The sequence below is a fragment of the Serratia sp. CMO1 genome (genome assembly GCF_015689115.1).
GTDB lineage: Bacteria > Pseudomonadota > Gammaproteobacteria > Enterobacterales > Enterobacteriaceae > Serratia > Serratia marcescens.
Genome location: NZ_CP065032.1, coordinates 4,350,898 through 4,365,101, shown reverse-complemented (window position 1 = coordinate 4,365,101; position 14,204 = coordinate 4,350,898). Strand labels below are relative to the sequence as shown.

The following is a 14,204-nucleotide window of genomic DNA, read 5'->3' as shown; positions in this document are numbered from 1 at the left end:
CCGGCTTATGCTTCGATCAGTTCGGCCAGTCTTGCATACTGCTTCTCAACCATACTCCACCCTTTATCGAGTACGGCTTTGACACGCTGGAATTGTTCTTCGGTCATCCCCTTGAAGAACGCTTTATCCACTTCCTGATGATCGCCATCGAATTCGGAGTGATCCTCGAAATGGTTCTGTTTGCTCGGATCGAACACGTGTTTGATGTTGTTATAGAAAACGAAAGCCGAACCTTCGATGACAAAGTGCACCAGGATAGCCTGTTCCAGATTATCCAGCGTGATCATCTGGTGGTTGAACCAGATGCACAGTGCTTCAAAGATCGCGTCTTCGCGAACTTGGAGGTTATCGCGGCTGTTGCGCAGCACTTCGTCATGGCCGAATTCTTCTTTCAGATGCTCACTGAAGAAACGTGAGAAGCGAACGTCTTCACACAGTGCGCTACGCAGCAGCACCATTTTTTGGAACTGATCGGACAGGATCTGCAGGTAGTCCAGGAACAAGGATTTTTTCGCCTCGGAGAACGTTTTATCCTTGGCGAATGCGGTAAAGATCTTGTTGTCCTGGTAGCGCTCGATGTAGCGGGCATTATGCGCTTTAAGCTGATGGTAGTAAGCGTAGGGATCTTGATCGAAAGTCACCAGCGGCTTGCTTGGATCTTCATAGAGCCCGCGCTCCTCAAACTGGATTGACAGCCCCCAGTAGCCGTTGTCGCCCGCGCCGATGAAGCCGTGATCCGCGCCTGGCGGAATGCAGATGACATCGCCTGGAACGGCCCGGCGGTCAACGCCGTCTCCCAGCAGGATCGCTTCCCCTTCACAAATGATATACAGCGAAGATATTGGATGAACATGCACATCCAGCTTTTCGTTTTTCGCCAGACGCACCCAGCTTACTGCCAGGCGTGCCTGTTCGGGAATAAAGCGGTTCATTTCCTCATTGGCGCGGAAATTCTTCACTTCGCCCAAAAGCTTCTCAATCCCGTTTTCCTTAATGCTTTTTATGGTTTCCATGTCAGCACGGTGGTACTGGGAAAACACGGGCTTACGGTCGTATTCAGTTACATGGCTCATTAAGACATACTCATCTAAGTCAATAAAAAGGATAAATAAAAAGAGAAAAAGAGCGCGCTGCATTCGATCGACGGCGACAATAGCACGGGCTATCACCGAGCGGATGTGATCGGGGTCAAGCTTTGTAATTAATACGTTAATTTTGTTAAAGCTTATGGCGTGTGAAAATGCGAGGGGTTGAGTTTTTTTCTTGCTAATATTTATTTTCAAGCTATGGGTTAAATATTTTTTATTTAAAAACAGTGTGTTATGTTTTTTTGTGGTGATATGGGGGAGGTGCTCGATAAATGTGAAGAGAAAGTTATCTGTGAAGGTTTGATTCTATTTTGCGCGATTGAATGAAAAAAATCAGGCGGGCGTAAGAAAAGAAAAAGGCCGGTGATTAACCGGCCTTTCGTCAGACGATGCTGCGTGGCTGCCTTAGGTTTCCTGCAGACCCAGCTTCTTCTCCAGATAGTGGATGTTGGTGCCACCGTGCTGGAAGTTTTCGTCGTTCATGATCTTCTGCTGCAGCTCAACGTTGGTTTTGATGCCGTCGATGATCAGTTCAGCCAGGGCGTTTTTCATGCGGGCGATCGCCACGTCACGGTTTTCGCCGAAGGTGATCAGTTTGCCGATCATGGAGTCATAGTACGGCGGTACGGTATAACCGGCGTAGATATGAGATTCCCAACGCACGCCGAAACCGCCTGGCGCGTGGAAGCGGGTGATCTTGCCCGGGCTCGGCAGGAAGGTGTTCGGATCTTCGGCGTTGATGCGGCATTCTACCGCGTGGCCGTGGATCTTCACTTCTTCCTGTTTGATCGACAGCGGCTGACCGGCAGCGATGCGCAGCTGCTCTTTGATCAGATCCACGCCGGTGATCATTTCGGTAACCGGGTGCTCTACCTGAATACGGGTGTTCATTTCGATGAAATAGAACTCGCCGTTTTCATACAGGAACTCGAAGGTGCCCGCACCGCGGTAGCCGATTTCCACGCAGGCTTTCGAGCAGCGCTCGCCGATGTAGCGGCGCATTTCGCTGGTGATGCCCGGTGCCGGCGCTTCTTCGACCACTTTCTGGTGGCGGCGCTGCATGGAGCAGTCGCGCTCGGCCAGATAGATGGCGTTGCCCTGGCCGTCGGCCAATACCTGAATCTCGATGTGACGCGGATTCTCCAGGTATTTTTCCATGTACACCATGTCGTTGTTGAAAGCCGCTTTGGCTTCCGCTTTCGTCATGTTGATGGACTGCTCAAGGTCTTTGTCGCTGCGCACCACGCGCATGCCGCGACCGCCGCCGCCGCCGGAGGCCTTGATGATCACCGGATAACCGATGCGCTTGGCGAAGGCACGGTTTTTATCCATGTCGTCGGTCAGCGGGCCGTCGGAGCCCGGCACGCATGGCACGCCGGCTTTTTTCATGGCGTTGATCGCGGAAACCTTGTCGCCCATCAGGCGGATGGTTTCGGCTTTCGGGCCGATGAAGATGAAACCGGAGCGTTCAACCTGCTCGGCGAAGTCGGCGTTCTCGGACAGGAAGCCGTAGCCAGGGTGGATCGCCACCGCGCCGGTGATTTCCGCCGCCGAGATGATGGCCGGGATGTTCAGGTAGCTTTTTACCGATGGCGCAGGACCGATGCAGACGGTCTCGTCGGCCAGCAGCACGTGTTTCAGATCGCGGTCGGCCGCGGAGTGAACCGCAACGGTCTTGATGCCCAGTTCTTTACAGGCACGCAGGATGCGAAGCGCGATCTCGCCTCGGTTGGCGATAACAATTTTATCAAGCATGGGGGCGCCTCGTTATTCGATGACGACCAGCGGCTCGTCATATTCGACCGGCTGGCCGTTTTCCACCAGGATGGCTTTCACGACGCCGGACTTGTCCGCTTCGATCTGGTTCATCATTTTCATGGCTTCAACGATGCACAGGGTATCGCCGGCGTTCACTTTCTGGCCCACTTCCACGAAGGCTTTCGCGTCCGGGCTTGGGGTGCGGTAGAAGGTGCCTACCATTGGGGAACGAACGACGTGGCCACTCACGGCCGCCGGTGCTGCAGGGGTTTCTGCCGCAGGCGCGGTGGCAACGGCGGTAGCCAGGGCTGGCTGCTGCTGTGCCGGCATCGCGTAAGCCTGCTGCATGACGGGATAAGCCTGCGCCGGTGCGGCACGGCTGATGCGAACCGATTCTTCGCCTTCAGAGATTTCCAGTTCAGAAATGCCTGATTCTTCAACCAGTTCGATCAGTTTCTTGATTTTACGAATATCCATGAGTGTGATTCCGTACTCTTTTTGTGGAGCAATTAGTGGGTTTTCGACAGACGGTTAACCGCTGCCTGTAAAGCGAAAGCGTAGCCATCCGCGCCGAGGCCGCAAATCACGCCTACCGCTACGTCTGAGAGATAAGAGTGATGGCGGAAAGGTTCGCGGGCGTGCACGTTGGACAGGTGGATCTCGATGAACGGGATCTGCACCGCCAGCAACGCATCGCGCAACGCCACGCTGGTGTGCGTGAACGCCGCCGGGTTTATCAGAATGAAATCGGTGTTGCCGCGCGCCTGATGGATGCGATCGATCAGCTGATGCTCGGCGTTGGACTGCAGATGGCTCAGGGTAATATCCAATGCGGATGCCTGGTTTTCCAATCCGTTAACAATCTCTGTCAGCGTCGTGCTGCCGTACTTCTCCGGCTCACGCGTCCCCAGCAGATTGAGATTGGGGCCGTTCAGAAGCAAAATGTGAAACTTATCCGCCATTGTGCTGGTATCTCCGGCAATAAAACCATCATCGTAGAAAATAACCCGATGTTACCGATTTGTCACCTGTTAAGGGGCAAATTCACCCTGAGAACAGAAACAAGGTCGGGCATTATAACGATATCGTAGCAATTCGCAGCTAAATACTGGTCTTATCAGCGAAGATATTCAACCCCAAATCGACCAACTCGGGGGGCCGCGACGGGAATATGAGCGCTGGAACACAGAAAAAGTTCCCGACGGCGGCGTGCGTTTTTCTACGGCGATAACGCGTATCGCCGTGCGATTCAGCGCCACCAGGCGCGGAATTTCTTGTAACGCAGGCCCAACAGCGCCACCGCCAACAGCGCGTAAATGAACGGCTGGGGAGAAAAGGTTTTGACCGACCACAGGTAGTGGATGGGGGCGAGGATCGCCGCCAGATAGACGAAGTTGTGCAACGTTTGCCATTTGGCGCCCAGTTTGCGCATCGCCCACAGCGTCGACGTGGCCGCCAGCGCCAGCAGGATCAGCCAGGTGAGGATGCCGAGCGTCAGATAGGGCCGGTTCACCAGTTCGCTGCCCAGCAGGCCGAGATTGCTCAGCCCCAGCTCCAGCGTGGAGTAGCTTATCAGGTGCAGCGTGCCCCAGGCAAAGCACCACAGCCCCACCAGACGGCGACAGCGGATCAGTAGCGGCTGCCGGGCGTAGCGCGCCAGCGGGGCGATAGCCAGCGTGGCCAGCAGCAGTTTCAGCGTCATCCTGCCGGTGAAATGCTGGATGTCCTTGGACGGATCGGCGCTGAACCAGCCTTGATCCACTGCCAGCACCAACCACAAAAAGGGCAAAAACGCCGCCAGATGCAGGGCGGCTTTCAGCCATTTGATATGAACAGGCGTCAGGCGCACTTAGAAATTCTCCCGCAGATCCATGCCGCGATACAGCGACGCTACCTGGTCGGCATAACCGTTGAACAGCAGCGTCGGTTGGCGTTTGACGTCGAGAATGCCGCCGGAGCCGATAAAGCGCTCGGTGGCCTGCGACCAGCGCGGATGATCAACGTGCGGATTCACGTTGGCGTAAAAACCGTACTCGTTCGGCGCGGATTGGTTCCAGGTAGTCGGCGGCTGATCGCGCACCAAACGCATATGCACGATCGATTTGATGCCTTTGAAGCCGTATTTCCACGGCGTGATCAGCCGCAGCGGCGCGCCGTTTTGCGGCGGCAGGGTTTTGCCGTATACGCCGACGGTCAGCAGCGCCAGCGGATGCATCGCCTCGTCCAGCCGCAGCCCTTCGACGTAGGGATATTTCAGGCCGCCGCCGATAAAGCGATCTTTCTGGCCGGGCATCTGCTCCGGATCGTACAGCGTCTGGAAGGCCACGTAGCGCGCGTTGCTGTTCGGTTCGGCCAGCTTGATCAGCTTGCCCAGTTCGAAACCGATCCACGGCACCACCATCGACCAGGCCTCGACGCAGCGCATGCGGTAAATGCGCTGTTCCAGCGGGAAACGCTTCATCAGATCGTCGATATCCAGCGTGATCGGTTTCGCCACTTCACCATCGATGCGCACTTTCCAGCCTTCGGTCTTTAGCCCGCCAGCGTTGGCGGCCGGATCGGCTTTGTCGAGGCCGAACTCATAGAAGTTGTTGTAGCCGGTCACCTTGTCTTCCGGCGTCATCGCCAGCTGCGCCTGCCAGGCGGCCGGTTTGCTGAATGCCAGCGCTTTGCCCGGCGGCGCCTTGGGGCGATCGTTGCCCTTGAACCACGACAGCAGGTCCGCCTGCGCGCCGGTAGGCAGCGCCAGCGTAGCGGCGGTGATGCCGAGCGCCTGCAGCACCTTGCGCCGCTGGTGGAACACGCTCTCCGGCGTGACGTCGGCCTCGGTTAATTTCGGGTGTTTGTTCATGCTTATGTTCTCCGCGACTGATGCCCGCCGTCCGCGAGCGGCTGACGGGTCTTCATGAAATAAGCATGGCGCTAAAGCCGGCCGGAAGCGAGGGGGCACGGGAAAATATGAAATTTCGCAGAAGCGGGAGAACTCCCCCCGTTGTCGGGGGGAAGAAAGTCAGCGGATTTTCACCAGGGTGCGGCCGGTGATTTGGTTGTTCAGCAGCGCGGCGGCGGTGGCCGGCGCCTGCTCGAGGGCGATTTCATGCGTGGCCTGCTGATAGAAGCTGTCCGGCAAAATGCCGGCCAGCCGTTCCCAGGCGGTTTGGCGGCGGTGCAGCGGCGTATGCACCGAATCCACGCCCTGCAGGCGCACGTTGCGCAGAATGAACGGCATCACGGTGGTCGGCAGCTGATAACCGCCCGCCAGGCCGCAGGCGGCGACGGTGCCGTTATAGTTCATCTGCGCCAGCACCCGCGCCAGCAGTTTGTCGCCGACGGTGTCCACTGCGCCGGCCCACCGTTGTTTCTCCAGCGGACGCGGCGTTTCGATATAGCCATCGCGCGACATCACCTCTTTGGCGCCGAGCGCTTTCAGGTACTCGGTATTGCTGTCGCGGCCGCTGATGGCGGTCACCCGGTAACCCAGCGCCGCCAGCAGGGCGATGGCGGTGCTGCCCACGCCGCCGCTGGCGCCGGTGACCAGGATATCGCCGTCGTCCGGGTGCACGCCGCCTTCCTCCAGCGCCATCACGCACAGCATGGCGGTAAAGCCGGCGGTGCCGATGATCATCGCCTTGCGCTCATCCAGCCCGTTCGGCAGCGGCACCAGCCACTCACCGGAGACGCGCGCCTGCTCGGCCAGGCCGCCCCAGTGGTGTTCGCCCACGCCCCAGCCGGTGAGCACCACGCTTTGCCCCTCTTTGAAGCGATCGTCGCGGCTGTGGCGCACGGTGCCGGCGAAATCGATGCCCGGCACCATCGGGAAGTTGCGCACGATCTTGCCTTTGCCGGTGATCGCCAGCGCATCCTTATAATTTAGGCTGGACCAGTTGATGTCGACGGTGACATCGCCTTCCGGCAACCGATCGCTGCTGATATCTTTGATATGAGCCAGAGTTTGGTCGTCTTGTTGTTCCAATAACAGTGCACGCATGTCACTCTTCCTCTCGTTTACACTTTTCTATCAATGGCTGAATCACATTTATTTGACTATATGCATAATAAGCGGCCCAAGTCCTGATAAAGGACAAAAACGGCGCTTGCAGGTTTTATTCCTCGGCAAGGCTTGTTAGGGTTGGACGGCTCCTTTTAGCTAAAGGGGCACACTCACTTAACCATAGCGGACAAGGCACAGGGATGCGATTTACCACCAAACTCTCTGCATTGATCACTCTGTTGGTCGCGCTGGCGATGTTTTTGATGCTGATGGGATGCTCATACAGCTTCTTTTACGTTACCCAGGATCGCCAGGAGCGCCGCTTTGATTCGCTGGCCACCTCTCTCGATCAAGCCATGTTGCATGAATCGCCGCGCGATCAGGAGAAGTGGTTGCCGATTGTCATGCGCCCGCTCGGCATTGTGTCGATCCGCGTAGAGGCCGGGACCAGCCAACTGCTCGACTATAAATTGCCGACGCTGAAAAAAGAGCCCTGGGATGCGCTGAACGGCTATCGTCAGGTCTCGCGAACTCTGTTGCAGCACCCGGGCAGTACGCTGCACATCACCTACCTCGATCCCTTCGCCAGCGACGTGCGCACGCTGCAATCCACCGCCGCCGTCACGCTGTCGATCGTCGTCATGGTGGTGATTTTGCTGTTCAGCCTGCGCTGGCTGCGTGAGCAGGCCGACGGCGAAGATCGTCTGGAACGCCGCGCGCGGCGCATTCTGAACGGCGAGCGTGAAAACGTCATGCAGGGCGACGTGCGTGAGTGGCCGGCCAACGTCAGCGGCGCGCTCGACCGCCTGCTGGCCGATCTGGCGGAAGCGCGGGAAGAGCGCAGCCGGGTCGATACGCTGATCCGCGCCTTCGCCGCGCAGGACGCCAAAACCGGGCTGAATAATCGCCTGTTCTTCGATAACCAATTGACCACTCAGCTGGAGGATGAAGGCTCGCACGGCATCGTGATGATGGTGCGGCTGCCCGATTTCGAGACTCTGCGCGAGACGCACGGCAGCGTGGCGGTGCAAGAGCTGATGTATTCGCTGGTCAACCTGCTGTCTACCTTCGTGATGCGCTACCCGTCGGCGCTGCTGGCGCGCTACTTCCACAGCGATTTTACCGTGCTGTTGCCGCATCGAACCCTGAAGGAAGCCGACGGCATCGCTTCACAGCTGGTCAACGCCATCGATGCCTTGCCTTCCACGGCGCTGATCGATCGCGAGGCCTTCCTGCACATCGGCATCGTGGCGTACCGCAGCGGTCAAACCACCGAGCAGGTGATCGACTATGCGGAGCAGGCGACGCGCCACGCTACGCTGCAGGGCGAAAACGGGTGGTATGTGTACGACAGCCAGGTGCCGGAAAAGGGGCGCGGCAGCGTCAAGTGGCGCACGCTGCTGGAACAGGTGCTGGCGCGCGGTGGCCCGCGGCTGTATCAGAAACCGGCGGTGACCGTGGAAGGCGAGGTGCACCATCGTGAGATCATGAGCCGGATCTATGACGGCACCCAGGAATTGCTGCCGGCGGAATATATGCCGCTGGTGCAGCAGCTCGGCTTGGCGGAGAGTTACGATCGCCAACAGGTGAGCCGCATCATTCCCTTGTTGGCGCAGTGGCCCGAGGAAACGCTGGCGTTTCCGCTGTGCGTGGACTCGATTTTGCAGCGCTCTTTCCAGCGCTGGCTGCGCGATACGCTGTTGCAATGCGAAAAAAGCCATCGTCGGCGAATTCTGATTGAACTTGCGGAGGCAGATGTGTGTCAACATATCGACCGTTTGCGTCCGGTGCTGAGGCTGCTGTCAGGGCTGGGCTGCCGTCTCGCGGTGTCCAAAGCGGGTTTAACCGTGGTCAGTACGTCCTATATCAAGTCGCTGCAGGTGGAGATCGTCAAGCTCCACCCGGGGCTGGTGCGGAGCATCGATAAGCGGGACGAAAACCAGCTGTTCGTGCAGAGCCTGACCGGCGCCTGCGCGGGCACGCGCGCTCAGGTGTTCGCCGCCGGCGTACGCACGCGCAACGAATGGCAGACGCTGAAAGAGCGTGGGATCCATGGCGGACAGGGCGACTTTTTCGCATCGCCGGAACCTATCGACGTGGGGCGTAAAAAATATTCACGTCGTTATCGCGTTTAAGCTGATTGACGGACAAAAATTGACGTAGAATGAGGGCCGGATCCATCTGGGCCTCGTTACCGTCTTTTTGGAGTTTTTTCCAAACTGCCTGCGACAACAACGCCTATTTGAGATAGGCTCTTGTCAGCTTTTATCTGGTTGGCGTTGGTAGGTGCTTACCATCGGCGGCAATCAGGGAATATGTTAGATTTTATGAGCTGTGTTACGCCGTTTCGTGCGTTGACAGGGTGGTAAACTGAGCCTTTGTTCAGGGAATTCAGGCCTCATCCAATTTCCGTGCATTCGAGCAGAAACAATACAGACTATTTTTCACCGAAGTAGAACGTTTTTGCGCCTTGTCGCTGCTTCGTGTGGTTGGTAAAGTAGGCGGATTTTATTTTCCGCCCCCAGCTTGCAGGATTATCCTTTCGTTATGTTTAAGAAATTTCGTGGCATGTTTTCCAACGACTTGTCCATCGACTTGGGTACCGCCAATACCCTGATTTATGTTAAAGGGCAAGGCATCGTACTGAATGAACCTTCGGTGGTTGCCATTCGTCAGGATCGTGCCGGCTCCCCAAAGAGCGTTGCGGCCGTCGGTCATGACGCCAAACAGATGCTGGGCCGCACCCCCGGCAACATCGCGGCTATTCGCCCGATGAAAGACGGCGTGATCGCCGACTTCTTCGTGACCGAAAAAATGCTGCAGCACTTTATCAAACAGGTTCACAGCAACAGCTTCATGCGCCCAAGCCCGCGCGTGCTGGTCTGTGTGCCGGTCGGCGCGACCCAGGTTGAACGCCGCGCGATCCGCGAATCCGCCCAAGGGGCCGGCGCGCGCGAAGTGTTTCTGATTGAAGAGCCGATGGCGGCGGCGATCGGCGCAGGTCTGCCGGTCTCCGAAGCGACAGGCTCCATGGTGGTGGATATCGGTGGCGGTACCACTGAAGTGGCGGTGATCTCGCTGAACGGCGTGGTGTACTCCTCTTCCGTGCGCATCGGCGGCGACCGCTTCGATGAAGCCATCATCAATTATGTGCGCCGCAACTACGGCTCGCTGATCGGCGAAGCCACCGCCGAGCGCATCAAGCACGAAATCGGTTCTGCCTATCCAGGCGACGAAGTGCGCGAAATCGAAGTCCGCGGCCGTAACCTGGCCGAAGGCGTACCGCGCGGCTTTACCCTGAACTCCAATGAAATCCTCGAAGCCCTGCAAGAGCCGCTGACCGGCATCGTCAGCGCGGTGATGGTGGCGCTGGAGCAGTGCCCGCCAGAATTGGCCTCCGACATTTCCGAACGCGGCATGGTATTGACCGGCGGCGGCGCGCTGCTGCGCAACCTCGATCGCCTGCTGATGGAAGAAACCGGCATCCCGGTCGTAGTGGCGGAAGATCCGCTGACCTGCGTGGCGCGCGGCGGCGGCAAGGCGTTGGAAATGATCGACATGCACGGCGGCGATTTGTTCAGCGAAGAATAGTCAGCCCCTGGAAGGAGGAATCGTATCGGATGAATGCGCACAGCGAGAATCGGGTACGGTTCCTCTTTCTGTTGTCGAGGAACTCGCATAATTTATGAAGCCGATTTTTAGCAGGGGGCCTTCCCTGCAACTGCGACTTTTTTTGGCGGTGATTGCGGCCATTGGCCTGATCGTTGCCGACAGCCGGCTCGGCACGTTCGTGAAGATACGCAACTACATGGACACCGCAGTCAGCCCTTTCTATTTTCTGGCCAACGGGCCACGTAAAGTTTTGGACAGCGTGTCAGAGACGCTGGCCACCCGCCAACAGCTGGAGCTGGAAAACCGCGCTCTGCGGCAGGAACTGCTGCTGAAAAACAGCGATATTCTTCTTCTTGGCCAATTCAAGCAGGAAAACGCCCGCTTGCGCGAGCTGCTGGGTTCTCCGCTGCGTCAGGACGAACACAAGATGGTCACCCAGGTGATCTCCACCGGTTCCGATCCGTATAGCGATCAGGTGGTGATCGACAAAGGGTCGGACAACGGCGTCTATGAAGGCCAGCCGGTCATCAGCGACAAGGGCGTGGTCGGTCAGGTGGTGGCGGTGGCGAAAGTCACCAGCCGCGTGCTGCTGATCTGCGACGCCTCGCATGCGCTGCCGATCCAGGTGCTGCGCAACGATATTCGGGTGATCGCCGCAGGCAGCGGCTGCGCCGACGATCTGCAACTGGAGCATCTGCCGAACAACACCGATATCCGCGTTGGCGACGTGCTGGTCACCTCCGGTCTCGGCGGCCGCTTCCCGGAAGGCTATCCGGTGGCGGTGGTCTCCTCGGTCAAGGTCGACAACCAGCGCGCTTACACTGTGATTCAGGCGCGGCCGACCGCCGGTCTGCAGCGCTTGCGTTACCTGTTGCTGCTGTGGGGCGCCGATCGCAACGGCGACATGCCGCTGCCGCCGGACGAAGTGCACCGCGTGGCCAATGAACGCCTGATGCAGATGATGCCGCAGGTGCTGCCGCCTGCCGGTTCCGTCGGGCCGCAACTGCCGGCTCCGGCCACCGGGGTGGCGCCGCAAACCACGGCTCCGGCCTCTGCTCAGCCTCAGGTTCAGCCCGCGGCGGCGGGGGTGGTGCAATGAACAGCTACCGCAGCCACGGGCGCTGGATAATCTGGCTGTCGTTCCTGGTGGCGTTGGTGCTGCAAATCATGCCGTGGCCGGAACAGATCTACATGTTCCGGCCTTCCTGGCTGGTGTTGATCCTGATCTACTGGGTGATGGCTTTGCCGCACCGGGTCAACGTCGGCACCGGCTTCGTGCTGGGGCTGATCATGGATCTGATCCTCGGTTCCACGTTGGGCGTGCGCGCGCTGGCGCTGGGCATCATCGCCTATCTGGTGGCGTTCAAATTCCAACTGTTCCGCAATATGGCGCTGTGGCAACAGGCGCTTATCGTCGTGCTGCTGTCGCTGTCGATGGATGTGGTGGTGTTCTGGGCTGAGTTTTTAGTGATCAACGTCTCTTTCCGCCCAGAGGTGTTCTGGAGTAGTGTGGTAAACGGCATTTTGTGGCCGTGGTTATTCCTGTTGATGCGCAAAATCCGCCGTCAGTTCGCCGTACAGTAAGGGTATATCAATGACTTCGCTTTATCTGGCCTCCGGCTCCCCACGTCGACGTGAACTGCTGACCCTGCTGGGCGTGTCGTTCGACATTCTGCTGACGCATACCGAAGAGCAGCGCCGGGAAGGCGAAGCCGCGGAGGCCTATGTGCGCCGCCTGGCGCAGGACAAGGCCAAAGCGGGCGTGGCGCTGGCGCAGGAAGATCGGCCGGTGCTGGGCGCCGACACCATCGTGGTGCTCAACGGCCGGGTGCTGGAGAAGCCGCGCGACGAAGCCCATGCGGCGGACATGCTGGCGGCCCTGTCCGGCAAGCAGCATCAGGTGATGACGGCAGTGGCGATCGCCGATCGCCACGACGTGCGTTGCCAACTGGTGGTGACCGACGTGACGTTCCGCAGCCTGTCACAACAGGATATCCGCGACTATATTGCTACGGGCGAACCGATGGATAAGGCGGGCGCCTATGGAATTCAAGGAAAGGGTGGTTGTTTCGTCAGAACGATAACCGGGAGTTATCACGCAGTGGTTGGTCTGCCGCTGGTCGAAACACATGAGCTGCTCAGTAATTTTGTCGCATTACGTGATGTAAGAACCGGTTGATGGGCGCTGCCATTATCGACCGGCTCTGAGGAGAAGGCATGACAGCTGAGCTACTGGTTAATATCACACCGTCTGAAACGCGGGTCGCCTATATCGATGGCGGCATTCTGCAAGAGATCCATATCGAACGCGAATCCAAACGCGGCATCGTCGGCAATATTTATAAAGGGCGCGTCAGCCGCGTCCTGCCGGGCATGCAGGCGGCGTTCGTCGACATCGGCCTGGACAAGGCCGCCTTCCTGCACGCCTCCGACATCATGCCGCATACCGAATGCGTCGCCGGCGACGAGCGGAAAAACTTCCACGTGCGCGACATCGCCGAGCTGGTGCGCCAGGGGCAAGACCTGATGGTGCAGGTGGTGAAAGATCCGCTTGGCACCAAGGGCGCGCGTCTGACCACCGATATCACGCTGCCTTCGCGTTATCTGGTCTTCATGCCGGGCGCGGCGCACGTCGGCGTGTCGCAGCGCATCGAAAGCGAAGCCGAGCGCGAGCGCCTGAAGGCGATCGTGGCGCCGCACTGCGACGAGCTGGGCGGTTTTATCATCCGCACCGCGGCGGAAGGCATCGGCGAGGAAGAGCTGGCGCAGGACGCCGCATTCCTCAAACGCCTGTGGACCAAGGTGATGGAGCGCAAGAAGCGCAACCAGACCAAATACAAGCTGTACGGCGAGCTGGCGTTGGCGCAGCGCATTTTGCGCGATTTCGCCGGCGCGGCGCTGGATCGCATCCGCGTCGATTCGCGGCTGACGCACGATCTGCTGGTGGAGTTCACCGGTGAGTACATCCCGGACATCACCAACAAGCTCGAGCTCTATACCGGCAGCCAGCCGATTTTCGATCTGTACGATGTGGAAAACGAGATCCAGCGTGCGCTGGAGCGCAAGGTGGAGCTGAAGTCCGGCGGCTATCTGATCATCGATCAGACCGAGGCGATGACCACGGTCGACATCAACACCGGCGCCTTCGTCGGCCACCGCAACCTCGACGAAACCATCTTCAATACCAACATCGAGGCGACGCAGGCCATTGCGCGCCAGCTGCGGCTGCGCAATCTGGGCGGCATCATCATCATCGACTTTATCGATATGAACAACGAAGAGCATCGCCGCCGGGTGCTGCACTCGCTGGAGCAGGCGTTGAGTAAAGATCGGGTAAAAACCACGATCAACGGCTTCTCTCAGCTAGGCTTAGTTGAAATGACGCGTAAACGAACGCGTGAAAGCATTGAACATGTGCTCTGTCACGATTGTCCTACTTGCAATGGGCGCGGCACCGTGAAAACGGTGGAAACCGTGTGCTACGAGATCCTGCGCGAGATTGTGCGCGTGCATCACGCTTACGATTCCGATCGCTTCCTGGTGTACGCTTCGGCGGCGGTCGGCGAAGCGCTGAAGAGCGAAGAGTCGCATGCGCTGGCCGAAGTGGAGATTTTCGTCGGCAAACAGGTGAAGGTGCAGATCGAACCGTTGTACAGCCAGGAGCAGTTCGACGTCGTCATGATGTAGCCCGCCCGACATCGATAGGGGCTCGGCACGCCGGGCCCGTCAGTGCATAGATATTCCCGTTGCCAGGC

At 58.5% G+C, this 14,204-nt stretch carries 13 protein-coding genes; 6 read left to right on the top strand and 7 right to left on the bottom strand.

Features of this window, described 5'->3' with window-relative positions:
• Positions 1-5: 5 nt before the first annotated feature.
• From IT763_RS20785 to IT763_RS20755, 7 genes are all read right to left on the bottom strand, one after another.
• Complete coding sequence (locus IT763_RS20785; protein WP_028127541.1) at positions 6-1,073, bottom strand: cupin domain-containing protein; 1,068 nt, start codon at positions 1,071-1,073, stop codon at positions 6-8.
• Between the two features lie 420 nt (positions 1,074-1,493).
• Positions 1,494-2,843, bottom strand: a complete 1,350-nt coding sequence (gene accC / locus IT763_RS20780) for an acetyl-CoA carboxylase biotin carboxylase subunit (protein ID WP_004936886.1) — start codon at positions 2,841-2,843, stop codon at positions 1,494-1,496.
• Between the two features lie 12 nt (positions 2,844-2,855).
• On the bottom strand, positions 2,856-3,323 hold the full coding sequence (accB, locus tag IT763_RS20775) for an acetyl-CoA carboxylase biotin carboxyl carrier protein (RefSeq protein WP_004936889.1): 468 nt from the start codon (positions 3,321-3,323) through the stop codon (positions 2,856-2,858).
• A gap of 32 nt (positions 3,324-3,355) precedes the next feature.
• Complete coding sequence (aroQ, locus tag IT763_RS20770) at positions 3,356-3,808, bottom strand: type II 3-dehydroquinate dehydratase (RefSeq protein ID WP_004936891.1); 453 nt, start codon at positions 3,806-3,808, stop codon at positions 3,356-3,358.
• A 287-nt stretch (positions 3,809-4,095) separates the two neighbouring features.
• On the bottom strand, positions 4,096-4,695 hold the full coding sequence (gene msrQ / locus IT763_RS20765) for a protein-methionine-sulfoxide reductase heme-binding subunit MsrQ (protein ID WP_016930241.1): 600 nt from the start codon (positions 4,693-4,695) through the stop codon (positions 4,096-4,098).
• Positions 4,696-5,697, bottom strand: coding sequence for a protein-methionine-sulfoxide reductase catalytic subunit MsrP (gene msrP / locus IT763_RS20760; protein WP_016930240.1), 1,002 nt, complete (start codon positions 5,695-5,697; stop codon positions 4,696-4,698). It abuts the gene before it with no gap.
• A 159-nt stretch (positions 5,698-5,856) separates the two neighbouring features.
• Entirely contained in the window at positions 5,857-6,834 is a 978-nt protein-coding gene (locus tag IT763_RS20755) for an MDR family oxidoreductase (RefSeq protein ID WP_206194974.1), read from the bottom strand.
• A 203-nt stretch (positions 6,835-7,037) separates the two neighbouring features.
• Here IT763_RS20755 and csrD point away from each other — a divergent pair, with 203 nt between their 5' ends.
• From csrD to rng, 6 genes are all read left to right on the top strand, one after another.
• Positions 7,038-8,972 (top strand): RNase E specificity factor CsrD, encoded by a 1,935-nt coding sequence (gene csrD / locus IT763_RS20750; protein ID WP_049299914.1) that lies wholly within the window; start codon positions 7,038-7,040, stop codon positions 8,970-8,972.
• Between the two features lie 412 nt (positions 8,973-9,384).
• On the top strand, positions 9,385-10,428 hold the full coding sequence (mreB, locus tag IT763_RS20745) for a rod shape-determining protein MreB (protein WP_003855260.1): 1,044 nt from the start codon (positions 9,385-9,387) through the stop codon (positions 10,426-10,428).
• 94 nt (positions 10,429-10,522) lie between these two features.
• Positions 10,523-11,548 carry a rod shape-determining protein MreC gene (gene mreC / locus IT763_RS20740; protein ID WP_028127540.1) on the top strand — a complete coding sequence of 342 codons (1,026 nt, stop codon included), beginning with the start codon at positions 10,523-10,525 and terminating at the stop codon, positions 11,546-11,548.
• Positions 11,545-12,033, top strand: coding sequence for a rod shape-determining protein MreD (gene mreD, locus IT763_RS20735; protein WP_004936918.1), 489 nt, complete (start codon positions 11,545-11,547; stop codon positions 12,031-12,033). The genes mreC and mreD overlap by 4 nt, the downstream gene beginning before the upstream one ends.
• A 10-nt stretch (positions 12,034-12,043) precedes the next feature.
• Entirely contained in the window at positions 12,044-12,628 is a 585-nt protein-coding gene (locus IT763_RS20730) for a nucleoside triphosphate pyrophosphatase (RefSeq protein ID WP_004936921.1), read from the top strand.
• A gap of 38 nt (positions 12,629-12,666) precedes the next feature.
• Positions 12,667-14,136, top strand: coding sequence for a ribonuclease G (gene rng, locus IT763_RS20725; RefSeq protein ID WP_016930237.1), 1,470 nt, complete (start codon positions 12,667-12,669; stop codon positions 14,134-14,136).
• Positions 14,137-14,204: the final 68 nt, after the last annotated feature.